The organism is Mucilaginibacter gossypiicola (assembly GCF_900110105.1).
GTDB lineage: Bacteria > Bacteroidota > Bacteroidia > Sphingobacteriales > Sphingobacteriaceae > Mucilaginibacter > Mucilaginibacter gossypiicola.
In genome coordinates, this window is sequence record NZ_FOCL01000002.1 from 921,631 (window position 1) to 946,346 (window position 24,716).

The 24,716-nt window shown below is 42.5% G+C and carries 30 protein-coding genes; 16 read left to right on the forward strand and 14 right to left on the reverse strand.

The genetic code is table 11. The annotated features are described in order from the left end of the window. Positions 1 to 72: 72 nt before the first annotated feature. Positions 73 to 1,554 carry a glycoside hydrolase family 30 protein gene (locus tag BMX50_RS09300; protein ID WP_091210213.1) on the reverse strand — a complete coding sequence of 494 codons (1,482 nt, stop codon included), beginning with the start codon at positions 1,552 to 1,554 and terminating at the stop codon, positions 73 to 75. Positions 1,555 to 1,776: 222 nt separating this feature from the next. Here BMX50_RS09300 and modA point away from each other — a divergent pair, with 222 nt between their 5' ends. Genes modA through BMX50_RS09315 form a run of 3 tightly spaced genes read left to right on the forward strand, consistent with a single transcriptional unit; the run spans position 1,777 to position 3,863 of the window. Then, positions 1,777 to 2,553: a molybdate ABC transporter substrate-binding protein gene (gene modA, locus BMX50_RS09305; protein WP_091210364.1), complete on the forward strand. Its 777-nt coding sequence runs from the start codon at positions 1,777 to 1,779 to the stop codon at positions 2,551 to 2,553. Positions 2,554 to 2,568: 15 nt separating this feature from the next. Then, entirely contained in the window at positions 2,569 to 3,240 is a 672-nt protein-coding gene (gene modB, locus BMX50_RS09310) for a molybdate ABC transporter permease subunit (protein WP_091210214.1), read from the forward strand. Next, positions 3,237 to 3,863 carry a sulfate/molybdate ABC transporter ATP-binding protein gene (locus tag BMX50_RS09315; protein ID WP_091210215.1) on the forward strand — a complete coding sequence of 209 codons (627 nt, stop codon included), beginning with the start codon at positions 3,237 to 3,239 and terminating at the stop codon, positions 3,861 to 3,863. The genes modB and BMX50_RS09315 overlap by 4 nt, the downstream gene beginning before the upstream one ends. A gap of 311 nt (positions 3,864 to 4,174) precedes the next feature. On the opposite strand, the gene BMX50_RS09320 is transcribed toward BMX50_RS09315, so the two are convergent. The 3 genes from BMX50_RS09320 to BMX50_RS09330 form a co-directional block, all read right to left on the reverse strand. Then, complete coding sequence (locus tag BMX50_RS09320; protein ID WP_091210216.1) at positions 4,175 to 4,807, reverse strand: hypothetical protein; 633 nt, start codon at positions 4,805 to 4,807, stop codon at positions 4,175 to 4,177. A gap of 120 nt (positions 4,808 to 4,927) precedes the next feature. Beyond that, a complete protein-coding gene (locus BMX50_RS09325; protein WP_091210217.1) occupies positions 4,928 to 5,206 on the reverse strand; it encodes a NifU family protein in 279 nt (92 codons plus the stop codon). A 31-nt stretch (positions 5,207 to 5,237) separates the two neighbouring features. Beyond that, positions 5,238 to 6,326: an Mrp/NBP35 family ATP-binding protein gene (locus BMX50_RS09330; protein ID WP_091210218.1), complete on the reverse strand. Its 1,089-nt coding sequence runs from the start codon at positions 6,324 to 6,326 to the stop codon at positions 5,238 to 5,240. A 115-nt stretch (positions 6,327 to 6,441) separates the two neighbouring features. Here BMX50_RS09330 and BMX50_RS09335 point away from each other — a divergent pair, with 115 nt between their 5' ends. Beyond that, positions 6,442 to 8,697, forward strand: a complete 2,256-nt coding sequence (locus BMX50_RS09335; protein ID WP_091210219.1) for a transglycosylase domain-containing protein — start codon at positions 6,442 to 6,444, stop codon at positions 8,695 to 8,697. Positions 8,698 to 9,090: 393 nt separating this feature from the next. Beyond that, positions 9,091 to 9,720 (forward strand): NAD(P)H-dependent oxidoreductase, encoded by a 630-nt coding sequence (locus tag BMX50_RS09340; protein WP_091210220.1) that lies wholly within the window; start codon positions 9,091 to 9,093, stop codon positions 9,718 to 9,720. An 83-nt stretch (positions 9,721 to 9,803) separates the two neighbouring features. Here the strand turns inward: BMX50_RS09340 and BMX50_RS09345 are convergent, their stop codons facing one another. Continuing rightward, the gene (locus tag BMX50_RS09345) at positions 9,804 to 10,814 is read right to left on the reverse strand and encodes a LacI family DNA-binding transcriptional regulator (protein ID WP_091210221.1); all 1,011 of its coding nucleotides are present in this window, start codon (positions 10,812 to 10,814) and stop codon (positions 9,804 to 9,806) included. Positions 10,815 to 11,023: 209 nt separating this feature from the next. On the opposite strand from BMX50_RS09345, the gene BMX50_RS09350 reads away from it, so the two are divergent. Both BMX50_RS09350 and BMX50_RS09355 read left to right on the forward strand, forming a co-directional pair. Beyond that, positions 11,024 to 11,389, forward strand: coding sequence for a response regulator (locus tag BMX50_RS09350; protein WP_091210222.1), 366 nt, complete (start codon positions 11,024 to 11,026; stop codon positions 11,387 to 11,389). A 94-nt stretch (positions 11,390 to 11,483) separates the two neighbouring features. Then, positions 11,484 to 11,738 carry a hypothetical protein gene (locus BMX50_RS09355; protein ID WP_244280909.1) on the forward strand — a complete coding sequence of 85 codons (255 nt, stop codon included), beginning with the start codon at positions 11,484 to 11,486 and terminating at the stop codon, positions 11,736 to 11,738. Between the two features lie 5 nt (positions 11,739 to 11,743). Here BMX50_RS09355 and BMX50_RS09360 read toward each other — a convergent pair whose 3' ends face one another. The 4 genes from BMX50_RS09360 to BMX50_RS09375 form a co-directional block, all read right to left on the reverse strand. Then, complete coding sequence (locus tag BMX50_RS09360; RefSeq protein ID WP_091210223.1) at positions 11,744 to 12,028, reverse strand: hypothetical protein; 285 nt, start codon at positions 12,026 to 12,028, stop codon at positions 11,744 to 11,746. Positions 12,029 to 12,108: 80 nt separating this feature from the next. Then, positions 12,109 to 12,840, reverse strand: coding sequence for a heavy-metal-associated domain-containing protein (locus tag BMX50_RS09365; protein WP_091210224.1), 732 nt, complete (start codon positions 12,838 to 12,840; stop codon positions 12,109 to 12,111). A gap of 192 nt (positions 12,841 to 13,032) precedes the next feature. Further along, a complete protein-coding gene (locus BMX50_RS09370) occupies positions 13,033 to 13,593 on the reverse strand; it encodes an AraC family transcriptional regulator (RefSeq protein ID WP_091210225.1) in 561 nt (186 codons plus the stop codon). Between the two features lie 10 nt (positions 13,594 to 13,603). Continuing rightward, the gene (locus BMX50_RS09375; protein ID WP_091210226.1) at positions 13,604 to 14,677 is read right to left on the reverse strand and encodes a serine hydrolase domain-containing protein; all 1,074 of its coding nucleotides are present in this window, start codon (positions 14,675 to 14,677) and stop codon (positions 13,604 to 13,606) included. Between the two features lie 210 nt (positions 14,678 to 14,887). Here BMX50_RS09375 and BMX50_RS09380 point away from each other — a divergent pair, with 210 nt between their 5' ends. Both BMX50_RS09380 and BMX50_RS09385 read left to right on the forward strand, forming a co-directional pair. Beyond that, a complete protein-coding gene (locus tag BMX50_RS09380) occupies positions 14,888 to 15,850 on the forward strand; it encodes a heme-binding domain-containing protein (RefSeq protein ID WP_091210227.1) in 963 nt (320 codons plus the stop codon). Positions 15,851 to 15,854: 4 nt separating this feature from the next. After that, entirely contained in the window at positions 15,855 to 16,331 is a 477-nt protein-coding gene (locus BMX50_RS09385) for a hypothetical protein (RefSeq protein ID WP_091210228.1), read from the forward strand. Between the two features lie 188 nt (positions 16,332 to 16,519). Here the strand turns inward: BMX50_RS09385 and BMX50_RS09390 are convergent, their stop codons facing one another. Next, positions 16,520 to 18,013: a nicotinate-nucleotide adenylyltransferase gene (locus BMX50_RS09390; protein ID WP_091210229.1), complete on the reverse strand. Its 1,494-nt coding sequence runs from the start codon at positions 18,011 to 18,013 to the stop codon at positions 16,520 to 16,522. A 340-nt stretch (positions 18,014 to 18,353) separates the two neighbouring features. Here BMX50_RS09390 and BMX50_RS09395 point away from each other — a divergent pair, with 340 nt between their 5' ends. The 6 genes from BMX50_RS09395 (at position 18,354) to BMX50_RS09420 (ending at position 21,239) form a co-directional block, all read left to right on the forward strand. After that, positions 18,354 to 18,608, forward strand: a complete 255-nt coding sequence (locus tag BMX50_RS09395; protein WP_143065132.1) for a hypothetical protein — start codon at positions 18,354 to 18,356, stop codon at positions 18,606 to 18,608. Between the two features lie 98 nt (positions 18,609 to 18,706). After that, positions 18,707 to 19,027 (forward strand): ArsR/SmtB family transcription factor, encoded by a 321-nt coding sequence (locus BMX50_RS09400; RefSeq protein WP_091210231.1) that lies wholly within the window; start codon positions 18,707 to 18,709, stop codon positions 19,025 to 19,027. A gap of 1 nt (position 19,028) precedes the next feature. After that, positions 19,029 to 19,496, forward strand: a complete 468-nt coding sequence (locus BMX50_RS09405) for an SRPBCC family protein (protein WP_091210232.1) — start codon at positions 19,029 to 19,031, stop codon at positions 19,494 to 19,496. A 9-nt stretch (positions 19,497 to 19,505) separates the two neighbouring features. Further along, positions 19,506 to 19,895 carry a DoxX family protein gene (locus BMX50_RS09410; RefSeq protein WP_091210233.1) on the forward strand — a complete coding sequence of 130 codons (390 nt, stop codon included), beginning with the start codon at positions 19,506 to 19,508 and terminating at the stop codon, positions 19,893 to 19,895. A gap of 8 nt (positions 19,896 to 19,903) precedes the next feature. Further along, positions 19,904 to 20,482: a YdeI/OmpD-associated family protein gene (locus BMX50_RS09415; protein WP_208864669.1), complete on the forward strand. Its 579-nt coding sequence runs from the start codon at positions 19,904 to 19,906 to the stop codon at positions 20,480 to 20,482. Between the two features lie 205 nt (positions 20,483 to 20,687). After that, positions 20,688 to 21,239, forward strand: coding sequence for a DUF4256 domain-containing protein (locus BMX50_RS09420; RefSeq protein ID WP_091210235.1), 552 nt, complete (start codon positions 20,688 to 20,690; stop codon positions 21,237 to 21,239). Positions 21,240 to 21,298: 59 nt separating this feature from the next. Here the strand turns inward: BMX50_RS09420 and BMX50_RS09425 are convergent, their stop codons facing one another. Both BMX50_RS09425 and BMX50_RS09430 read right to left on the reverse strand, forming a co-directional pair. Next, positions 21,299 to 21,808, reverse strand: coding sequence for a DUF695 domain-containing protein (locus tag BMX50_RS09425; RefSeq protein ID WP_091210236.1), 510 nt, complete (start codon positions 21,806 to 21,808; stop codon positions 21,299 to 21,301). 126 nt (positions 21,809 to 21,934) lie between these two features. Continuing rightward, positions 21,935 to 22,138, reverse strand: a complete 204-nt coding sequence (locus BMX50_RS09430; RefSeq protein ID WP_091210237.1) for a hypothetical protein — start codon at positions 22,136 to 22,138, stop codon at positions 21,935 to 21,937. Positions 22,139 to 22,437: 299 nt separating this feature from the next. On the opposite strand from BMX50_RS09430, the gene BMX50_RS09435 reads away from it, so the two are divergent. Beyond that, on the forward strand, positions 22,438 to 22,731 hold the full coding sequence (locus BMX50_RS09435; RefSeq protein ID WP_091210238.1) for a hypothetical protein: 294 nt from the start codon (positions 22,438 to 22,440) through the stop codon (positions 22,729 to 22,731). Positions 22,732 to 22,738: 7 nt separating this feature from the next. On the opposite strand, the gene BMX50_RS09440 is transcribed toward BMX50_RS09435, so the two are convergent. Together BMX50_RS09440 and BMX50_RS09450 are read right to left on the reverse strand one after the other, a co-directional pair. Next, positions 22,739 to 23,239: a GNAT family N-acetyltransferase gene (locus BMX50_RS09440; protein ID WP_208864670.1), complete on the reverse strand. Its 501-nt coding sequence runs from the start codon at positions 23,237 to 23,239 to the stop codon at positions 22,739 to 22,741. Positions 23,240 to 24,049: 810 nt separating this feature from the next. Then, positions 24,050 to 24,625, reverse strand: a complete 576-nt coding sequence (locus tag BMX50_RS09450; protein ID WP_091210240.1) for a DUF6680 family protein — start codon at positions 24,623 to 24,625, stop codon at positions 24,050 to 24,052. Between the last annotated feature and the right edge of the window lie 91 nt (positions 24,626 to 24,716).

Genomic DNA, 24,716 nt, shown 5'->3' on the forward strand with positions numbered 1-24,716 from the left:
ATCCTATTAAAAGTATGTTATACAGTTATTTAAAATGTTAATTTTTAGCTATTTGTTGCTAAAATATTGGTTTTACCATACATAAGTAGCTACCGAGCCGTTGGCTAAAGTGCTTGAAGCTGTTTTTCCATCTATCTTAATATTAAATGATTGCTGGCTGCCGCTTGAATTTAGTACGATCAAAACGGTGCTGCCATTGGTATTTTTGAAAGCAACGTTTGGTAATCCGGCTACATTATCAGATGCGATCCTTACAGCTCCCGGCCGCACAAATTTTGATGCATGTGCAATAATATAATAAGATACATTTTTTGTTACTGCCGATGATGAAGTAACTGTTAACGCACCGCGGCAGGTAGTACAGCCCCCATCAGTATGCGGCCCGTAGTCGGTATCGGTAGCAAGGTTCCATTCCAAAACGTTGCGGCACCAGCTACGGGTTGCACCAATAATAAGGTTGCTTACATGCCAGGACAAGTCGCCGCCAAAGCCGCCATTTGATGGGGTGTATTGCTCTGTAAAATAAAGGTTTTTGTTTGGGAAAGCGTCATGCAGCGGGCCAAGCGCATTGATATCACCATTATATAAATGGAAAGCTGACCCATCAACAAAAGGATTAGCAGTTGCATCGCTGAAAATATCTACCGGGTAAGTGGTGTTATCGGCATTATGGTCATAAACAATGATTTTGGTGGCAATGCCGGCAGCTTTGAATTGCGGGCCAAGGTTGTTTTTGATAAAGTTGGCCTGCTCGTTCGACGGCATATACATAGCCGGGTTATTGTAAGCATTCAATGGCTCATTTTGCGGGGTTATGGCATCAATAGTTATGCCTTCGGCTTTCATAGCCTGGATGTATTTTACAAAATAGCGTGCGTAGGCATCATAATAAGCGGTATTCAAACTGCCGCCTTTAAACCCGTTGTTTCCAAGAGTGTTAATCTTCATCCAGGTAGGGGCTGTCCAGGGGCTGCCTAATATTTTAATGTTTGGATTAATGGCGAGAATCTTCTTCAATACAGGAATGAGATCGGCCTTTTCGGCATCGATAGAAAAGTTTTTCAGATCGACGTCTGTTAAACCGGGGGTAACCTCGTCATAAGTATAATCTGTAGCACTCATATCAGATGCGCCAATGCTGATGCGGAGATAACTTACGCCGATGTGGGTATCATCGGTTGCGAAAAGATCTTTCAAAACTTCGTCCTGCTTTTGGGCGGTAAGTTTATTAAGCACCATGGCGCTGCCGCCGGTAAGGCAATAGCCAAAGCCATCAATGGTTTGGTAGGTTGTAGCAGCATTGATACTAATGGTTGAGCCGCTGCCGGCCGTTGCGCCGAAATTGATAGTGACATTTTGTTTGGCAAAGGCGGTAGCCTGATCGGCAGTGGTGAGCCACATGGCCACATCGCTTTTGGTTGGTGTTACCACCGGAGGTACAACAGGTGGTGCCGGAGTGGGTGCCGCGGTTGATTTTTTGCCGCAGGCCTCGCCACTAAAGATACCGATTGTAATAAATGAGGCTAACAGAACACTTGTAAAATTATATTTCATCGGGGAGTACATTTAAAACCGGTTTACATGAAGTTTAACGGCTTTATTTTGTTAAAAATTGGTTTATTTTATAGCTTAACATGACTAATATATGAACCGCCAATGGCTATAACAAGCGTATATTTGTGGTGTAGAGGTATCAAACGGCCGTTTTTAAGAAATTATGATACGCTTCAATACCAAACAAAATTATTGCCTGCAAGGCAAAAAACTATAAAACCCATGCAAAGCGAACAATACAATACCAAGCCAAAAAAAATTATATTTTTTTTATTAGCGCTGCTGTTTACGGTGCGTTTAACCGCAAATGCACAAAATATCCGGGTTGCCGCCGCTGCCAACCTGCAGCCGGTAATGGAAGTTTTGCAAAAAGATTTTAAGCAAAAAACGGGAATTACTATTGATGCTGTTATTGGTTCGTCGGGCAAGCTTGTAGCACAAATCAGTAATGGGGCGCCGTTCGATGTTTTTTTATCAGCAGATATGAGCTTTCCGGAGACCTTATTTAAAAATGGTTTCGCAAAAGAAAAGCCGGTGGTGTATGCCTCTGGTAGCCTCATCATCTGCAGTACGCAAAACATTGGTTTTGAAAACTGGGAGCGGTTGTTGCTTTCGGCCAGGATAAAAAAGATCGCGGTAGCCAACCCTGCCATTGCTCCTTATGGTAAAGCGGCTGAGCAATCGCTTCAGGATAAAGGGATTTTAGATGATGCCAAACCCAAGATAGTTTATGGTGAGAGCATATCGCAAGTAAATACTTATATCACCACAGGCGTAGCCGATGTTGGTTTCACCACGCAATCGCTGGTGAAGGAACTTGGTAATAAAACGCCATTATATTACAAAATCATCGACCCAAAAACCTATGAGCCGATACAGCAAGGTATCGTGATTCTGAAGCATGGCGCTGATAATTCATCGGCAGATAAATTTTATCGATACATTTTAAGTCCTGCCGCCAAAAGTATTTTCAAGGCCTATGGCTACCGGGTACAATAATTTGTATTTTTATTGATGGACTTATCGCCCATATGGCTTACGTTAAAATTAGCGGGTATTACCACGCTGTTGCTGCTGCTTATCGGGCTGCCATTTGCGTGGTGGCTTTCAAAAGGCAGGTCCCTTATTAAAATCATTATTGAAGCAATTATTACCATGCCTTTGGTGTTGCCGCCGTCGGTGCTGGGCTTTTATTTGTTGCTGGCTTTTAGTCCGCAGCATGGCTTGGGAAAGTGGCTGCATGATACCTTTGACGTGCAATTGGTTTTTTCGTTTCCGGGCCTGATCCTGGCGTCGGTAATTTATAGCATGCCTTTTATGGTGGGGCCGGTAAAATCTGCCCTGCAGCAGTTACCGGCATCATTGGCCGAGGCATCTTACACATTGGGTAAAACCGAATGGCAAACTTTTAGATATGTGCTGTTGCCCAATATTAAACCGTCACTATTAACAGCTGCGGTATTAACGTTTGCCCACACGCTGGGCGAGTTTGGCGTTGTGCTGATGATAGGGGGGAACATCCCGGGAGTTACAAGAGTAGCGTCTATTGCGGTATATGATTCGGTTGAGAAGATGGATTACGCATTGGCTAATAATTACTCGCTGGTTTTATTTTCAATTACGTTTATCCTGGTGATAGCTGTTTTTATATTCAATAAATACCAGGCGAAAGGCCCCATAGTATGATCAGCGTAGATATCGAAATAAAGCTTAAGACTTATCACGACAGGCCGTCGCTCAAAATAAACAGGCAGTTTAATACGGGCAGTATCACTAAAATCTTAGGGCCATCCGGTTCGGGAAAAACCACCTTGCTGAAAATAATTGCCGGCCTGGGCTCTCCTGAAAGCGGAAAGATCGTAGCTGATGGTGTTACCTGGTTTGACGCTGGGCAAAAGATCAATCTCTCTCCCCAAAAAAGAAATGTTGGCTTCGTATTCCAAAGTTATGCGCTGTTCCCGAACATGACGGTACAACAGCACCTGGAATATGCAACAACAGATGCGGACTGGATAAAGCAATTACTAAAACTTGGGCAACTGGATAAGTTGGTTAATCATAAGCCCGATCATCTTTCGGGAGGGCAACAACAGCGCCTGGCAATATTAAGGGCGCTGGCCATTAAGCCAAAGCTGCTTTTGATGGACGAGCCATTTTCGGCACTGGATAGTAAAATAAAAACTACATTGATTGCCGAACTTAAGCTTTTACTTACGCAATTAGGAATAACTACCATCATAGTAAGTCATAATTTAAAGGAGCTGGAAATGTTTGGTGGGGAGGTGATTGATTTTGAAGGGTTGATTTAAGCATTTTATAAATACCCCGCCGCCCGGCTCCGGCAAACACAAACTAAATATTTTTCGACTTGCGCTCGTTTTTAACGAGCGCTTAATGTGGATTGGCGTTTGTAACGCCATTTACGAGGCGCTTACGTTACAAACGTAAGCCCATTTTAAGCACTCATCACAGATGAGCGCAAGTTGTCTTCACATCTATAAGGTAGTAAAAAACGGATGTCATGCTGAGCTTGTCGAAGCATGGTGGATAGGGCCTCTGCGCGCGACCCTTCGACAAGCTCAGGGTGACAGGCCCTCTTTGCGGCAACAAAAAATCTTAATTATTTACTATTGCTCTTATCCCCGTCAGATATCGACTTGATGAGGCTGCCCCACGCAAGCGGGTTTAACAGCGGATTTGGGGTAAGGGAGTGCGAGTTCAGGATAGTGGTATGCATGTTTTGTGCATTGGCCGATTGTATTTCCTGGGCATCGCGGGGTAACGTATTGTAAAGGGCAGATAGGGTGGCTTTGCTGATGTTTTTGCGGGCTATTTCCAGGTCATCATCAGCAAGTTTTATAGCCAGGAAATCTTTTTTAAACTCATCGGTGGTTGCCCACGGAAATACGTGAAATGTAGGCAGATTGATGATCTGCGCTTTTAGGGAAACCTGGGTAGTATAGCTTTCATTTGGCAGGTTTGATGGAATAACCACGGTAACAGGTGCGTAGCCCACGCAGGTAAAACGAAGCGTATCGCGTTCATGCACTACAAAAGAAAAGTAACCCTTATAGTTGGATACGTTAACGATATTATGTGCCGTAGTATTGGTAATGGTTACGTACGGAATAGTGATCTTGATGCTATCCGCATTATGTGTGATGCCTGTAAACTGCACAACGGGGCGATCTTTGCTTTGCGCAAAAGCACCCAGTGATACAAACATAAACAACAGGCCAACTAAATATTTCATAAAACCATTAACTACTTAACTCAACATATATTACGCTGTCAAAGTCAAAATAGTTTTTAAACTTCATCAAAAGTAAGTCATATCCCCAAATTGATCCGGGGATTTAACATTACTTAACAATTACCTTAAGTTTTCGGGAAGCACGGCATTAGGGTCATCAATGTCCGTTAGATTTATGGCCTCAATGGCGGTAACTTCGGGCACAGCTTTTTTAATAGCCTGCTCAATACCGGCTTTAAGGGTCATGATGCTCATTGGGCATGATCCGCATGAGCCCAGCAGCTTTAACTTAACTACATTTTCAGGAGTTATCTCCTCAACAGAAACATTCCCCCCATCAGCCTCCAAATACGGACGGATAGTATCTAAAGCTGCTTCAACCTGATTTAATAAACTCATTTTTATTAATTTATAACGTTATGTAAAGTTATTAATTATTTACAATATTTTCTGCACTTAGTGCTTTGGCATTTGATATGGCCACCTGCTGTGCAACACGCTCGGCCATCTGAACAAAAGCGGTAGTCATTGGGCCGTCTTCTTCAAGCACGGTAGGTTTGCCGGCATCGCCCGAATCGCTGATACCTTTAATCAATGGGATTTCGCCTAAAAAGGGCACTTCCAATATATCGGCCAGTTTGTGGCCACCACCTTTACCGAATATATAATATTTGTTTTCGGGCAGTTCGGCAGGGGTAAAGTACGACATATTTTCAACCACACCCAATATTGGCACATTGATAGCAGGCATCATAAACATACCAATGCCTTTTTTAGCATCGGCAAGTGCTACGTTTTGCGGGGTAGTAACAATTACGGCTCCTGTTACCGGGAAGCTTTGCGTTACTGTGATGTGGATATCGCCCGTACCCGGAGGCAGGTCGATCACCAGGTAATCCAGATCACCCCAGTCGGCATCATTGAATAATTGTTTTACTGCGGTAGATACCATCGGTCCGCGCCATGGCACCGGCTGGTTAGGATCGGTGAAGAAACCTATCGACAGTAACTTGATACCATATTTCTCTATCGGCTCAATTCGGGTTTTTCCGTCAACCTGGCTGGCCATAGGGCGGGCACCTTCCAGGCCAAACATGATTGGTACCGATGGGCCATAAATATCAGCATCTATCAATCCCACCTTAGCACCTGATTTTGCCAAACCTAAAGCAAGGTTGGCCGCAACGGTTGATTTACCAACGCCACCTTTGCCCGATGCTACCGCGATGATATTTTTAACACCCGGTACGCCGGTGTTTTTTTGAGTGGTAACCCGCGAGGTCATGTTGATATTGATAATAGCATCCTTGCTTACAAAATGCAGGATAGCGTTGCGGCAGGCATTTTCAATCATCGCCTTCAACGGGCACGCCGGAGTGGTAAGCACAACCGAGAAGCTAACGTTGTTGCCATCAATATGAATATCCTGGATCATGTTGAGGGTAACCAGGTCTTTTTTTAAGTCTGGTTCTTCAACATTACCCAATGCTTGTAATACTTGTTCTTTAGTAATTGTCATAATATGAGGCAAATTTATGAAAACGGGGCATTGATTAAGTTTATCAGGAAACAATTTGCAAAAACAACCGTTTGCAGGGGATAAGATTTAGTTTAGTTTTGGATAAAATTAACAAATGAAGCGCCTTAATCCTAAATACATACGCATAGCCGCATATATTCTTGTTCCCTTAATTCTTATTCTGCTTATCGGCGGATATGTTGCCTACTCAAAACGTGGAGCCCTGCTCGAAAAAGCCATTGACAAAGCTAAATTAAAAGCGAAGAGAGATTATAATTTAGATGTAAAAATAGGATCGGCCCAGTTTACCGGCCTAAGCACGATTGCATTCTCTGATATCAGCATTGTACCGGACGGACGGGATAGCTTGCTGAACATCAAAAATTTCTCGGTAAGTGTACGCGTTATGCCCTTGTTACTGGGCGAAGTAAAATTATCAGATGTGGTGCTGCAGGATGGTTTTATCAGCCTTGTTGATAAAAATGGCGTTAAAAATTTCGACTTCCTGTTTAAAAAGAAAAAGGATTCGACAGCAACCGATAATAAGGCCGATTTAAGCAATATTGCCCATAACCTGATCAACGAGGTACTTTATAAAATTCCGGATAATTTATCGCTCAATAATTTTAATATCAGTTTTAAAAGCGATAGCGCACAGCTTAAGCTATTAGCCCAAACCGCGCTGATCAAAGACGGGCAGTTGACTTCGACAATAAAGGTAAACGATGGGGAGGCTACCTGGCATTTTGCCGGTAAAATGCATCCGTCGGATAAGGACATCGATGTGATGCTTTATGCCGATAATCACCAGAAGGTAGAATTGCCAATCATCGAAAAGAAATTTAACCTGAAACTTAATTTCGATACGCTGCAAACTAAATTAAGTAAAGAGGATCATAGCAGCGGTGAAACCACCATTTCAGGTTCATGGTCGGTTAAAAACCTGCTGATCCGGCATCCGGGTATTTCTTCTACAGATATTGTGTTTCCGGAGGCGGCTATTGATGCTGATGTTAAGGTGGGTACCAATTATGTATCGATTGACAGTACTTCTACTATCCACATAAAAAAACTAACCGCGCATCCTTATATCAAGTACACACTAAACCCGGTAAAGATTTATGAACTGAAGCTGAATACCGGATGGCTTAATGCGGCCGATATTTTTGATTCGTTCCCTACCGGGATGTTTGATGCGCTCGACGGGATCCAGGTTGCCGGTAAACTGAACTATCACATGAACTTTTTCATGGATACATCAAAACCTGATGATTTGATATTTGATTCGGGAATGGATAAAGACAACTTCCGGATCCTTAAATTTGGACGTACCGATTTAAGTAAACTTAATAGTCCGTTTATATATACGCCTTATGAAAAAGGCAAACCGATGGCGCCACACCTCATTGGCCCGGAAAATCCGGAGTTTACTCCGCTGCAGCAAATCTCACCTAATTTAAGGAATGCGGTTATGACTGCCGAAGACCCTTCATTTTACACCAACCATGGTTTTGTGATGGAGGCTATCCGTAAATCGATAGCTACCGATTTTAAAACTAAAAAATATAAACGCGGCGGCAGCGGGATATCACAGCAACTGGTGAAAAACGCCTATCTGAGCCGGGAGAAAACGCTATCTCGCAAAATAGAAGAGATCCTGATAGTATGGCTTATTGAAAATAACCGCATCATGACCAAAGACAGGATGCTGGAGGTTTATTTTAACATTATTGAATGGGGGCGCAATATTTATGGAATATCAGAAGCCTCGCACTATTATTTCGGCAAAGCGCCATCTGAACTTAGCCTTGGCGAAAGTATTTACCTGGCCAGCATCGTGCCTTATCCTAAGGGAGGATTGTATGCATTTCAGCCGGATGGTACCTTACGACCGGGACTGCATGGCTATTTTAACCTGATAGGCAAGCTGATGGCCATGAAAGGATATACCGCCCGTGATACCAACGCTTATGGCTTTTATGAGGTGCGTTTAAGGGAAAGCCTGCGCCGCCAGATTGCCCCTGTTGATACCGCAACTGCTGATAGCCTCATGAAACAAGGTGGTGCGGATGACGATAGCATTTTGCCTGTAGTTGAAGAGCCGGTAAAAAGGCCAAACTTTTTCCAGCGTCTTTTTGGTAAAAAGGATACTACCGAACAAAAGGCCGAAGAAAAGCAGAAACAAAAAGAGCAAACTGTAAAGGAACAGATCAAAGCCCAGATAGAAGCGCTTAAGGCAGAATATAAACTCAAGATTGACGCCGTAGATACCACAGGCGGCCGAACGCGAAAAGAAGTACGGCAGGAAAAACGGCGCTTAAGGAATGAAGAGGATGAAAAGGAAAAGGAGTTGAAGGATAAGATGCCGTAATCGAGAATAAAAAGGATGTCATAAGATATGAAAACGGACATTCTGCCAAGCAGAATGTCCGTTTTGTATTTATGCACTGCCGCGAGTTTAGCGTAGCGTAACTCGTGGTTGGCATCTTGTAAGCTTTCAGCTTACTTAGGTTCAGCTGAAAGCTGAAACCATGGTTGACCACGGGTTGAAAACCCGCGGCAGCTTGAATGAAGAGGATGAAAAGGAAAAGGAGTTGAAAGATAAGATGCCGTAAGATTACGATGATGTAAATAGTAACGGGTATTCTGGTTAACGGAATGCCCGTTTTTTATTTAATAAGCCAAGGAAAATTATCTAATTACAATTACATGGCCAAACTTATATGTTTAAACATATATATTTGTTTCAACAATTGAGATAATCATGTCATTAGTAGAAAAATTACAATGGAGATCGGCTGTTAAGAAATTCGATCCCAGCAAAAAAATAAGTACACAGCAATTAGAGGCTTTAAAAACCGCTATCCAGTTAGCACCGTCATCATTAGGCCTGCAGTCATATAAAGTGATTGTTGTGCAGGATGCTGAAACCAAACAAAAATTACGCGCAGTAGGATATGACCAGGCGCAGATCACCGATTCGTCGGCTTTGTTTGTATTTGCCTCATTAACAAACCTTGATGAAGATTTTGGGAAAAAATTCATCGACCTTGTTGCTTCAACCCGTAGCATTGACCGCGAAAGCCTTGCCGGTTATGAGCAAATGGTATTAGGTACGCTTGCAAGCCGTACAGACGCGCAAAAAGTAGAATGGTCGCACAAACAAGCCTATATTGCTTTAGGTGTTTTATTAGCCGAAGCTGCCGAGCTTGGCGTTGATGCTGCTCCGATGGAAGGTTTTGATGCTGCAAAATTTGATGAGATCCTTGGTCTGAAAGAAAAAGGATTAACTACAACTGTAATTGCTGCAGTAGGTTTCCGTGCCGAAGACGATGCTTACAGCAAAATGATAAAAGTTCGCCGTCCGCAAAGCGAGTTATTTATTGAAGCATAATTTAGGTTGATTGAGTGAATGGTTGATTAAGTGAGTAGTTGTTGGTATGCTGAAATTCAACCACTCACTTAATCAACTATTCACTACTCTCCAATCGAAGATTTCCGGATAAACAACTTCGATTTTAATACATGCTCCTTTTTAGGAGTATTGCCATTATTTTCGAGTACATCAAATAATAATGTTGCAGCCTTTACGCCCATTTCATAGGCCGGCTGTGTTATGGTTGAAAGTGGGGGAGAAAGCAAGGGGGCTACTCTAAGGCTCGAAAAACTGATCACTTTAAGATCGTTAGGGATAGAGATACCGATATCATTACAAACATAATAGGTAGCGAAAGCCAAACGTTCAACAGAGCTGAAAATCCCATCGGGCCTGATTTCCTGTAGCGCTTTTTTCAGGATCTTATAGTTTACTTTCTCATCGTTACTACAATCAATCACCAGGTTATCATCAAACGCTATCTTGTGCCTGGCCAAGGCGTCCATATAGCCCTGCATCCTCACTTTACCTATCGAAATGCTTTTGTTAACCACCAGGTAAGCCACTTTTTTGCAGCCCGTTTTAATAAGGTGCTCGGTTGCTGCAAAGCTGCTGTCATAGTCGTTGGTGGTGACTTTGGCAGCCTCAATATCTTCGTAAACACGGTCGAAAAATACCACAGGCACATGCTTTTTCTCCAATTGGCGCAGGTAGTTGTGATCGTTGGCTTCGCCGGATACCGACATGATGATACCATCGGCTTTGCCATTGTTAAGGTAGTTTACAAATGATACTTCCTTTTCAAAAACATCATCTGTACGGTAAAGTAAAATGTAGAAACCTTTTTTGCGGGCAACCTCTTCAATGCCGTTTATAGCCTGCGAAAAAAAGTCGTTTGCTATTTCAGGAACAATAACGGCCAGGGTATTGGACTTTTTATCGCGGAGGTTGCTGGCATAATGATTGGGCAAATAGTTATGCTGTTTGGCATAAGCCAGGATCCGTTCTTTGGTATCCTTATTAATATCAGTATTTCCGTTAAAAGCCCTCGATATAGTTGATGTGGATATATTGAGTTCCTTTGCCAGTTTCTTGATATTGATATTGTCCATTTTTGCCCGCTAAATCTATTTACTATGTGCCAAATGTAATAAAACAGATCAATTGTGTTTAATAATCAAGGCTATAAATGTTAAAATAGCATTAGAAAAATAGCAAAATCAGGACACTGTTTCGGCTCAGGCTTTCATGACTTAACTGTAAGTTAATCAGTGGCATGCACTTTGTATAATTCAGGGTATAGCATTCACGGATACGGTTTATGGCAAAACGGGTTTTGATAGTTGATGATAACGAGCTGATGATAGAGGTAATGACCTATATTTTGCTCGGCAACGGGTACGAAGTAGCCGCGTTAAGTCGTATCCATGAAATTTTTAAGATTATTAAAGCATGCCGTCCCGACCTGGTGATCCTGGATATTGCCGATAAAAGTATGGATGGCCGGGAGCTATGCCGGCTTATTAAACTAAACCGGGCTACCAAAAACCTGCGGGTAATTGTGTGTTCGGAAAATGAAGAAATGGAGCCGCTTACATCACAAAAAGGAGCTCCTGATGATGTTTTGCATAAGCCATTTGGCATGAACAGCCTGATCCGCAAGGTTGAACTACAGCTGGCTGCATAACTAAATTTTAAAATAATAAATTGTAAATTAACGTGTTATGTTAAAAAATAGTAATGCTTTCACCCTGCTGTTGCTTTTGTAACATGGGATATGTATGTTTACCGAAGAGAAGATAAAGATGGGATTGCCACTAAGAATAACTTTTAATGATACCGATCACGTGTATCAAATTAACACCTCGCCAATTACACCAACCACCAGCGAACTTGAGATCCTGTTAAACGGCGAGAAGATAATCCTCCAAAAAGATGCCCGCCGTGTATGGGTACAAAAAGGTGAAGGCCCGGTAATTGACCCTGAGTTTGCACAGGCATTGGGACGTTCGGTTGCTTTGCGGTTTAGGATGTAAGCGAATTAGTTTACGGTTGTTAACGTTAGTACAAATAAATTTTTCCCCTTTAATTTGTTGAGGGATGGTACTACATCGCTTTGATCTTTTATATCCAGGATCAGACCAATAAAAAAATCACAGGGGCTTTTGTCGCCAATTTCTACGCTTTTTATTTTGATGAGGTCATCATTTAAGCAAACAAAATCCCCGCATGCAATTTGCCCCGGGGTAATTTGACCTGCTATCACCAACCCGCGACCGGTAAGGTTAAACCAATCCTGAAGTAGAAATTGAGCGGTATTTTGCATAGAGAGGTAAAGTAACAAAAAGTAGCCCATTCAATGAATAAGAAATACACTCTTATTCATTGAATGGGCGTTATTAAATCTTATACCAAAACCAGCATCACAATCCCCATCAAAATCATCAAGCCATCTTCAATAATGGTAACGGTGCTCATGGGCAGGTTAAACACAGCGCCAAGGCAGGCACACCGGATCTTCCTTTTGTTGAAAACGCTTTGCAGTACACCAACCAGGCTTACAGTCATTACTACAACCATGATAGCATTAACGGTTACCGGGGCTATGTTTAGGGCAAAAGCGAGCCCTAAACCTAATTCAACAAAAACATAAGCGTAACCCCATCCGCGCCAGCGTTTGGCCACTATATCGTACATACTGTAGCTCTCGGCAAAACCGCCGAGATCCAACAGTTTAAAAAAAGAAAACACCAGGAAAAAGCCGCTCATGAAAATACGCATCATGGTCATGATGTTAAAAGAGCTGCTGTAACCTGCAATTAATGAAGCAGCCAACAAATAACCGAATATGAGCAGGATGGGCTTGTAAGTTTGGAGCCATGTGCGGGTTTCGGCATCATCGGCCACACTCATGACATGATGATTTGGTTCTGCTTCGCTAAGCTGATATTTGGGGTAAGCAGCAAGGGCTTGCTGAAGATCGGTTGTTGATACATGCTTTTTCATAGTGATATCAGCAGTGCCTTCGGCTAATGAGATATCAACTTTTTCGATATTGGGAACCTGCTGCAACAGGCTTTGTACTTTGGCAAGGCAGCCCGTGCAGGTCATGCCGGTGATATTATAGGTATGTGTCATGATAATTTGTATTTGTTGATACAAAATTACCAAGGGACTGCCGGCCGTTGTTACAGTATTATAGTTATGATTTATAAGATTTACAGTTTAGCACGAATACCTGGCGAGCGTGTTAGATTTAACCGAATTACACAAATCGTCAGCGACAAACTTCCGCATTAACAATTCGTTTTAATTCGAAAAATTCGTGCTTTATATATCCTCCAGATTTTGACGCTTCCTTCCCTGCAATGCTTTAAAAGCCGAAGGCGTCATGCCGGTTACTTGCTTAAACTGGCTGGATAGGTAGGCTACGCTGCTGTAGCCCAGTTGAAAAGCAATCTCCGAAAGGCTAAGTTCATTATAAACCAACAGCTCCTTTACCTTTTCAATTCGCTGCGCTATGTAGTATTTTTCAATTGTTGAGCCCTCCACTGCCGAAAACAGATTGCTCAAATAGCCGTAATCGTAATTAAGTTTTGATGAAAGCAGGGCCGAAAGCTTTAACGGCGATTGTGCTTCTGTATAGTGCACATGCTCAATGATGAGCGTTTTGATCTGTTCGATGAGGCGGCTTTTTTGATCATCAATCAATTCAAAGCCGAGGTCATTCAGCGAACTTTCCAGTTGCTTGAGCTGCGATGGGGTAGGCGCCTCCTTAATTTCTACCTCGCCAAGGTCCACCACAGTGGGCTGCAGGCCCGCTTTTTCAAGCTCGGTTTTTACCATCATTTTGCAGCGGCTGCAAACCATGTTTTTTATATACAGCTTCATGGCGGCAAAACTACTGTTTTAAAGCCTCATCCACCAGTTGTTTCAGTTCCTTGTAGCGCTGCTGCCTGTTATCATTTTTAATATAGAAAGTCATCATAAAGGCGGCATATTTCTTATCCTTATCTATCCACGGAAAACTCCCAAATAGCCCCGGGCTGCTTACCGTATGGGCATCAAATACCCACTCGCCATAACCATAGCCCAATCCGCCGGCTTCGGCAGGGGAATAGGCTACCTTCACATCGGGGGTGAGCCTGTTTACCTGCATCTCAGCTATGCTGCCTTCGCTCAGGATACGTTTACCATTAAAAGTACCCCGGTTCATGATCATCGTCAAAAAGGCGAGGTAATCTTCGGATGTACTGTAGGCCCCGCCAGCAGGTAAAGCCACTTTAGCGTTGCCGAAATCGGTGTGCTGCATGTTGAGTGGGCGGGCAATGCGCTCGGCAAAAAGGGTTTCAAAATTTTTGCCGCTGATCTTCTCAATAATTGCACCGGCAATCTGCAGGCCGGCATTACTGTAATGAAAAACTTTACCCGGTGTACCTTCCATGGGCAAGGCGGCAATATCAGCAATAGCATCGTTCATAGAGTTTTCCTGGCGCATTTCTTCCAGACTTTCTTTTAAAGGCGGAGTTTTGATGCCAGTTTGGTGCGACAGGCATTGGCCAATGGTTATCCCTCCCTTGCCATGTTGTGAAAGTACGGGGAGGTATTTACCAACGGTATCGCTGAGGTTTAATTTCCCTTCATCAACAAAGGTCATTACCAAAGCGGCACTAAGCCATTTGCTGCAGCTGGCAATAGCTACCCGGGAGGTAGAGGTATAATCGTCGAGGTCGGCCTTTTTGCCCTGCTTGCGCGCAATCATCCGGTTAACAATCTTTTGCCTCATGTTCATATCATTAACGGCATGATTGTAAACAAGCTTACCGTTTTGATAAACAACAAGCACCACCCGGCCGCCCATTTCTGAAGCATGGTCGTTTAACCAATTATCAACCTTGCTGAAGTTATATTGCGCATTGGCTTTGATGTTACAAATCAGTAATAAGCATAGGATAAGGGATAGTTTGGGTTTCATATTTAAATGATTTATAAGCCTGTTTGACAGCTAAGCTAATTTAAGGTTTATTCGGATAGGCTGTTTTAGGCAGGTTGGCACAAAAACGGATTGTTTTGTAGTCTCAACTTCCTTTTTTACCCGTTTAACGATTGTTTTTCCTCTCCCAACTAATTGTAATACCCATTATTGGGGATTGTACTTTTCTTTGTATTGCAAAACCGAAAGGCTATGAAAACCAAAAAGAAACCTTTGTATCAACGAAAAGCATTTATCATTATCCTTATTTTATTTGTGGGCTTTGTGGGCATCCAGTTTGTACGTCCGGATGTACCTAATCTTCCGGTAACCGGCGACCTGGAAGCTCCGGCCGATGTTAAGGCCATTATTCAGCGGGCCTGTTATGATTGTCACTCTAACAACGCCAATTTGCGCTGGTACGATAAGATAGTCCCTGTTTACTGGGGCGTTGCATCGCATATCAAGGATGGCAGGGCCGATCTTAATTTTTCGGAATGGAACAAACTCGCCCCAGCCGATCAGAAAGGAAAACTCTGGGAATCGATCAACCAGATCATTGCCGGGGCCATGCCTTTGCCAAGTTATACCGCTGTTCATACGGAAGCAAAAGTATCACCGGCTGATCTGGCCGTGTTGAAAAACTATCTTGCAAGTATGGTTCATAGCAAACCTGCCGATACCGCTGCTATCAATGCGGCAGATAAGCAATATCTGCATTGGGAAAAAAATGAAACAGCGATCACCAAATTGTCGACAGCCGCAAATGGCATTTCCTACATTCCCGACTATAAAAACTGGCAGCCCATCAGCACTACCGAGCGTTTTGATAACAACACGCTGCGCGTGATTTTTGGTAACGACATCGCGGTTAAAGCTATCAAAGAAAACAAAATTCACCCATGGCCAAACGGCGCAATATTTGCCAAAGTAGCCTGGGCGCAGCTACAGGATAAGGACGGAACCACTCATACCGGCGAATTCAAGCAAGTGGAATACATGATTAAAGACGACAAAAAGTATGCATCTACCTACGGATGGGGCTGGGCAAGGTTTAAAACACCAAAGATGGTTCCTTATGGCGGTGCCAATGTATTATTTACCAAAGAGTGTATGAATTGCCACAAACCAATGGCTGCCGAAGATTTTGTATTTACACTACCCATTAAACACTAAGCCCATGAAAACAGTATATAGTTTAATTATAGCATGCACGTTAATGCTGGCGGCCTGCTCTGACAATAAACAGGTTGAGTTATACAACACTAAAGCCGCCCTTCCGGCATCGGCAAAATATAACCTCGGTGGCCTAAAAGTAATTACCTCGTTTGTTAATAAAACGAAAGGAACGGCTTCAACACTTTATGGTAATGATTTGGCATTAAAAGCTGCCATAGAAGGGAATAAGATAATTGCCGGAAATGAGATTTTTACATTGGTAACCTGGAAACAGCAGGATGATGATCACTGGTTTGGCGCTAAGATCCCATCGGATGTTGAATCGGTGGAAGTGATTAAAACCGCTTCATCGGGCAATAATGTCGCTATTAATTATCAGCAACTAAATGGTAAACCCCTCGATTTAAAAACGGATACATCAGGCCAGGCCGAAAGAATTAAATATATCCTCGGTCAAAAGCCGTCAGTTTTGCCGTAGTTAATGAAAAGGGATTATTAACTTGAAAAAAGCGCAGGGCTATGGGATTCCCCTCTTGAGAGGGGTGGAGGGGTGTGTTTCTGCTTTGATAAACCTATCGCTTAAACACCCCCCTGCTATCGCTCATGCCTACGCGCCCCCTCTCAAGAGGGGATTTAAGAAAAGCTCATCAATCTGCCTTTAGCTTTTTAGGCAATATCTATTTCCGTCCGGTCACCATCCGCCGGAGGTACATCAAGCGTTTTTACCGGTTCTAACCCTGAAGCATACCCAAACAAGCGACGCTCTTTGATTATTGTAGCTACCTCGGCTGGTACAAATTCTTCCCAGCCATCAGCACCCAGTTTTATCAGCTCCAGTACATTGTCGGTTTCAACGTTGAGGTTGTTTTCGTTATAATGCCTGATATCTTCTATTTTATTGTTGGCTATCAGGTAGCGGTACAAATCTATCAGGTGAGGCGGCAGGTAAAAACGCAGGCAATTCCAGATTACGCCATCGCGCAAGGTTGGGTATATAAACAGCTTTACCTTACGGCTAAACAGTGTGGCGAATGATTCCAAAATGCCGCCCGGTAAATCTTTATAGTGCTCTTCAGAGAAGATATACTCAAGGTTAGGGAAACCAAGTACTACGCCCATTTTAAGCTTGGTGATTTTTGACAGGTAGGCCACCAGCTTATAATACTCGTGGAAGTTGGAGATCATTACCGTTTGCCCTAAAGAGCCAAGAATATCTACGCGGTCAAGGAAATCCTTTTCGTCTATATCGGCATTGATATCGGCATTACGTTCTTTAAGGGCCTGGAGCGTAAGCTCGGTAACAACCACAACGTTTTCTCTGTCAACATCTGACTCCTGGAGAAACTGCTTAACGCCCGTGTTTAACATGTCCATATGTACATTGATAACCGGACGGAAACGGCCTCGCACCATTACGATGTGTTTTTTGTATAGCACTTCAGAAGGCTGCAGGTTTTTACCATCGGGCCCAAACAACGCTGCATCCGAAAAACCATATTTTACCAGGTGAAGGCTCATCAGGCGGTTATCGACCTTGGTGAAGTTGGGGCCTTCAAAACGGATCATATCAATCTGGATCCTGTCGCGCGATAGATTGTCCATCAGCGAAAGCAGGAATACGGGAGGGATTTCGTTGTAATAGAAACAGGCGTACATCAGGTTTACACCCAATATACCTACGGCCTGCTGCTGCAGGTTATTATCGTTATCCAGCAGCTTAACGTGAATTACCACATCATTGTACTGCCCGTTGGGTTCCAACTGAAAGCGAACGCCCATCCAGCCGTGGCCTTCATTGGTTTTATTGTAATTGAGGGCCGATATCGTATCTGCGAAGGCAAAAAAGGTTGATGTATCACCTCGTTGCGCGCCAAGGCGCTCAATGATGAGGCCGTATTCATGACTAAGCATGGCCATCAACCGGGGTTCGCTCACATAACGGCGGCTTTGCTGTACCCCATAAATAGCATCTGAAAAAAGCATGTCATAAGCCGACATGGTTTTGGCTATAGTACCGGATGATGCTCCGGCTTTAAAAAAGTTTGCTGCTACGTCCTGTCCGGCTCCAATTTCGGCAAATGAGCCATAAATTTCGGGGTTAAGATTAATGGCCAGTGCTTTTTGCTTGGTTCCAATATCTTTATTGTGAATGGCATTCATACCCATAAATTATTATAGTTTACTGTTACCAGTAGTATAACCTAAGAAGGCCTAAAATTACACTTTTTTAAGCGAAGGCGTGTTAAGAATGTATTACAAAATAAGTAAAGCCCCATTTTATTACTTTCAGAAAATAAATTAATGTGTTTTTGACAGGTTATAGAACCGCGGCAACGCGTTGATAGTCATAATATTCAAACAACGTACGGGCCTGCTGAATAAGAAGACTTGGCTGATATAAAACTGAACAATCTGAACAGGCCTGTTTTACCGTTGGAGTGTTTAAATTTATATGAATGCAAAAGGTTTAAACTACAAGTTATTCAAATCCCTTTCAGAAATGGATTTAAAAAACACACAGATCGACGTTTCGTTCATGCCGTTGTCCAGCCGGTATGGCTCGGCCATAATTGAAAATAAGGTTACTAAGCAGGTGTATTACTGTAAATTTGTTGCAATTGATTCAAAATACCGGATAACGGCAGTAATGACAAAAGGGAGGTCCTGGTTTGGTCCCGAAAGTCACCTGATGGCCGTCAGGATGCTTGCCGCTCCATCAAGTGAAGTATCTGTATTAAAGGTTGTCAGCAATTAGATTCCTTTTCCCGATTAAATAAACCGATCAAAAAAATAATTAAAAACATTTGCGTAGTTAAATGGCTACATTTATATTTGTAGTCAAATAGCTACACGATGAATTTACGACGAGATGTATTTCAAGCCATTGCCGATCCAACCCGGCGGGCTATCCTTTTGCTTGTGGCCACACAAGCTATGACGGCCGGTGTAATAGCGTCAAATTTTGATACCGCCAGGCCTACCGTTTCCAAACACCTGCAAATACTTACCGAGTGCGAATTGCTTAAACAGGAGCAAAACGGCAGGGAGATCTATTATCATATCAACGCAGAAAGAATGAAAGACGTAGCCGACTTTATCGAGCCATTCCGCGCTATGTGGGAAGACAGGTTCAACAAATTAGAAGACATCATGAAAAACTACAAAGGCAAATAACATGGAAAAGAAAACAAAAATAGACGCCGAAAACGGCAAACAGGACTTAACCATAACCCGCGTGTTTGACCTGCCGGTCGAACTGCTTTTTAAAGCCTATATAGAACCCGAAATTGTGGAGCAATGGATGGGAACAAAAGTGCTGAAGCTTGAAAACAAAAAGCACGGCAGCTGGCAGTTTGAAACAAAAGACCCCCATGGTAATGTAGTTTTCAAAGCCAACGGAACAATTCATGAGTTTATTCCCGGCCAAAAAATCACCCGCACATTTGAAATGGACAATGCACCGTTTGACGTACAGCTGGAGTTCCTGGAATTTGAAAAGCTTACCGACGATACCAGCAGGCTCAATATGCACGTGGTGTACAGAACGCCCGAACTCAGGGATCAGATGTTGAAGCTTCCTTTTGAATACGGTATAAACATGGCGCACAACCGCCTGCAGGAAGTACTAAACAAATTGAAATAATAGCCTGTTATGAAAAGAAATAAAATTATTTACTGGATTGCTACCCTTTGGCTTGCCTTAGGGATGATATCAACCGGAGTTGTACAGTTAATGAAAATGAAATCAGGGGCCGGCGGTGCCGACAGTATTGCTCATTTAGGCTATCCTGCGTATTTTCTGACTATATTGGGAATTTGGAAAGTTTTGGGTGTTATTGCAGTATTGATGCCTAAGTCTCCGGTAGTAAAGGAATGGGCATATGCAGGTTTTTTCTTTGCCATGTCGGGAGCGATATTTTCGCATCTTGCAGCAGGTAATGCGGTGAACGAGATTTTTCCTGCTTTGCTTTTACTGGTACTAACAGTAATTTCGTGGTATTTCAGACCGGCCGATAGAAAGATGAGCCCGGTTAACCAATAATAAACAACATGAACCCAAAGGTTGATTTTTATTTTAACGAAGCCGAAAAGTGGCGGGAAGAAATAGAGCAATTGAGATTGATTGCGCTTGATTGCGGATTGACCGAAGAATTAAAATGGGGCTGCCCATGTTATACTTACCGCGAAAGTAACATCGTTTTAATACACATATTTAAAGAATACTGCGCGTTTTTATTTTTCAAAGGCGCGCTGTTGAGCGATGCACATAAAATACTGATCCAGCAATCGGAGAATGTGCAGGCGGCCCGCCAGATCAGGTTTACCAACGTTGAAGAGGTAACGGATCAAAGAAGTATCCTGAAAGCCTACATTTTTGAAGCCATTGAGGTTGAAAAAGCCGGGTTGAAAGTAATCTTGAAAAAAACGGAAGATTTTGCCGTAGCCGACGAGTTTCAACGCAAATTAAACTCGATTCCGGCGCTGAGAACCGCATTTGAAGCCCTGACGCCGGGACGCCAAAAAGCCTATCTGCTGCATTTTTCGCAACCCAAACAATCATCCACCCGCGAGGCGAGGGTTGAAAAGTGGATGCCGCAGATTTTAAATGGCAAAGGATTGAATGATTAAAGGATATTCCGTTTGGCAAAAGAAAAAAACGCAGGGTTGTGCGATTCCCTCCCCGGGGGAGGGTGTAGGGAGGGGTTTCATCAGTTGGTTTCTTACCCCCCCCAATGGAGTATTAACCCCTCCCTGCCACTGCACATTCCAATCACACCCCTCCCACGGGGAGGGAATTTGAAACCAAACACCAATTAAACCATAACCACCAACAATGAAACTATCACCAGAACAGCGGAATGAACTCATAGGTATATTAAAAATCCGTTTTGAAAAAAACATGAACCGCCATAAGGATATCGAATGGGTCAACGTACAGGCAAAGCTGGAGGCCGGTGCCGAAAAACTATGGTCGCTCAATGAAATGGAAATAACCGGCGGCGAACCCGATGTTGTTGCTTACGATAAAAATACCGGAGAATACGTTTTTTATGATTGTGTTGCCGAAAGTCCCAAAGGCAGGCGTAGTGTTTGTTATGACCATGAAGCCCTGGAGGCCCGGAAAGAATATAAACCGGCAAACAGCGCAGTTGCTATGGCAGCCGATATGGGTATTGAACTTTTAAACGAAGAACAATACCGCGAACTGCATAAGCTGGGAAAGTTTGATACCAAAACATCAAGCTGGATAAAAACGCCTGCCGGAATCAGGAAGCTTGGCGGCGCCATTTTTGCCGATTACCGTTATGAAACTATCTTCATTTACCATAACGGAGCCGAATCATACTATGCCGCCAGAGGGTTCAGGGGAGCGTTGAGGGTTTGATTTTTCACTTGTGCGCAATTAGCTTGACTTGGGAAATTAAATATAAAGCGGCCTTGTATTTACTTTAAAAACGGAGCAACCTCCGCCCAGTCTTTATCCTGCTTTATTTCATATGAAAACTCACGCTTTACATCAGGTGCTTTTGTTTTTTTCTGAAGATATTCGTTTGCTTTCTCGGGTTGATCGATATAAGCATAAACATCTAAGAAAGAGTCGTTATAGATATGACCAATGTAATGCAGGGTTACCACTTTGCCTATTTCGTTGGTTAATTCGTCCTGAAGTTTATTAGCAACGTCTATTTCTGATTCAAGCGGTAGCCCGTTTTTCATAACACTATCCTGCTTAAGTGCAATTTGAATTTGCAGGCTCCACGGATAACTTTTCTTTTCACCGTAACTTTTATAAGCGGTGTTGACAGATCCAATAACAGGCCTTCCGTCTGGTAGTTTTGCTTCAATAACTGAAAAACTTTCGGGAGGGAAAACGGGATGCTTGTTCTGGGCCTTACAACCTAATATCAGTAATTGTAGTAAAATAACAATGATAAGGCAGCAGTGGCGTAGCATGGATAAGGTTAGTATTACGTGATGCTAAAGTAGATATTCAATGCGGCTAAAACAAGAAGTATTGAATTTGAAGCCCGTTACAGCTTGTATGCAAATTAATGTGGTAAGACTATGTCGTGTAATTTATTAAATATTTGGCTTGAATTTTCCGTCGATGTGATCACTGACATGAACTACAGACATGGAGCATTTTGTGAGCGCTTCACGAACCCTTTCAAGCTCTGCTTTCATACCATCTAAATGGAAATTATACTCTGCTTCTAACTGTTGAATTGCTTCTAAAATGCGTTGTTCGCCTGCTAATAATATATCGTATTCTGTTGGCTTCATAATGATTTGTGCTCAAAAACTACGGGTCACCAACACATGATATCCGCAATTTACAGGTTGTTGTAATAGGTTAAATCGCACATGTTATCTGCCACGGGGCGATGGGTATGGTAAACATGTTCAGCAAATGACACCTTTTAGCTCTAAACATCAAAACAGAATCGACCATTAGCATAAATGTATCGACGAATGTGAAAATTGAGGATTCAATAACTATTGCATTAAAAAGATACAGCAAACACAACCCAGAGCAAATAAAATCGTAATAGGCTTGAAATCAGTAAAGAACGAGAGGGTGAATGTTTAAATATTCAAAAGCAGAAATTGAGTTATTAAAGAAACAGGTTTTGATCAATGCCAATTTATCATCAGTTAGCGAGGCAGAGATAGTAGTTTTAGCAAACAAGATTAAAAACATAACGCATAAGGAGCTAAGTCAAATTACGTTATGCAGGTTATATGGGCTCAAAGAATCGAAATTTGGGCCTTCATTGTTCGCACTTCAGGTGCTGGCAACTTTTTGCGGATCTGAAAGCTGGGAGGAGTTTTGTGAGGCAACATCCGCCCGAGAAAAAGAAGATATTCGCGGTTAATTAACGCTTAACCGACTCTTTTTCCCAGGATTTTTAATCCTCTTTCCTTGCCATCCAGTACGGCTATATCAGGCAGGTTTCCCCATTCTTCGAAACCAAAGCTTTTGAATAATTTCAGACTGGGATCGTTATGCGCAAAAATAAAGCCGACCAACGTTTTTATTTGAATTGTTGGCGCTGCAGCGATGCTGTACTCAAGCATTTTCTTCCCGATCCCCTTACCCCGGTGGTTGGCGTCAATATAAATACTGATCTCAACAGTGGCATTGTAAGCCGGTCGCCCGTAGAATGATTGAAAACTAACCCAACCAACAACGTTGTTATCGCTGTCCTCCGCTATCCATAATGGCCTAAAGTGATTGTGTTCATCAAACCACTTCTTCCTGCTCTCAACAGAAACAGGTTCGGTATCGGCCGTTGACATCCGTGATGCAACGGTTGAATTATATATTTCAACTATTTTATCTAAATCAGCTTCAGCTGCATCTCTGAATTTTATCGGCTCCATAGTTTAAGACTTCGTTTATCCAAAGGTAGGGGGATATTATATGCTAAAAAATGCTGATTTGTTATCTATTGATGCGCAAGGTGCATTAATGGGATTGAGCCTCGGTGTTATCACTGTGCCATTATTTACTAAAAACGAAGAGCCTTTAGAACATCTAAAGGCTCTCTGTAAAAGTCGGGATGGCGGGATTCGAACCCACGACCTCCAGCACCCCATGAATGCCGTATTTCGTCTTAAGTGCTTGAAAATCTGTTAATAAGTCTTCTATTGGAGCATACAGTTCATTAACCGTATACTAAACCGTATAGTGGATATTATCACCTTCTAAAGATAAGTATATCGCTTTGTTTTTAATAGAGTGGTTGTAATCATAAAGCTTGTTTAAGTGAATAAATGAATTATGATGCCCATGCACGCTTATAGCAATCAAGTGCAAGATGGCAAACGAATAAATAGGTTGTGCGCTGGGTTGAGGGTTTATGCGGGAAGCTCTTGCACGCTTCAGCAGCTATAAGCGTAACTTTGCCTAATAATTCATTACCTCACCCTAAACCTTCCTCTGCTTCCTTAGCCTATAAAAAATGAGTGGGACAGTATCTCTACTACTCTTCCTACACATCCAATACTAACTTAAGAATCCAAGAAATCTACGATTTTCCTGTTTTAAGAGGGAGTGAAAATTCGTGGACAGGGAAATCGATTGGTGTATTTGATTTTAGAACTTTCAGAACAATGTTCTTAATCATTTATAGGTGCAATAGTTTCGCAATGAGCGGGTATATCTCAAGAAAGACCGGTGATGTTAATTTGTTAATCAGGCTTGTTGCTTTCTATGATGTCAGTATCCGCTGGCTTAAAGGTCGCTGACTGAATCATAGCCTCGTACACTTCTGTTCCTTTTGTGAAGAAATCGAACGCTGCTTGACGAAGCTCCCATTCAGATCGGTTTTGATTCTCATGCCCTTCAGGATAATAGTTTCGAGATATATCAACTTGTTTAAGAGAACCGTAACCCAAACTTATAGCCATTTGAGAAAGTAAATCAACACGTAACAAAGTGCGAGTTTCATCAAGATTGATTTGATTTGTAGTGTGTAATGAGTCGTAGTATTTTTGCCATGCCACTAACACCGGTGGGGTATCATGAAAAACGACATCAATTGTATTTAGGCCATTTACAAAAGGGTAGCTTACAGGAGACCCTCTGTGCGCAAATAACGTAAGAAACAAATTACGTTTAGCGTTGTCTTTGTTCTGTTCATCATTAAGATCCCTTCCAACTTTAACCGCCTTAATAGGTGCATAGTAAATATAGTAAACAGTAGCCATTAATATGGCAAGGCTGGTTACCCAATAAGCGATCTCAATATTGTCTTTAGTTGTCATAACTATAAAGATAATGATAGTTCGTGATGCAACAAATATGACCCATAATGTCAAGTTGTGCCGATATTGAACAATAGTTTACGACAACGCC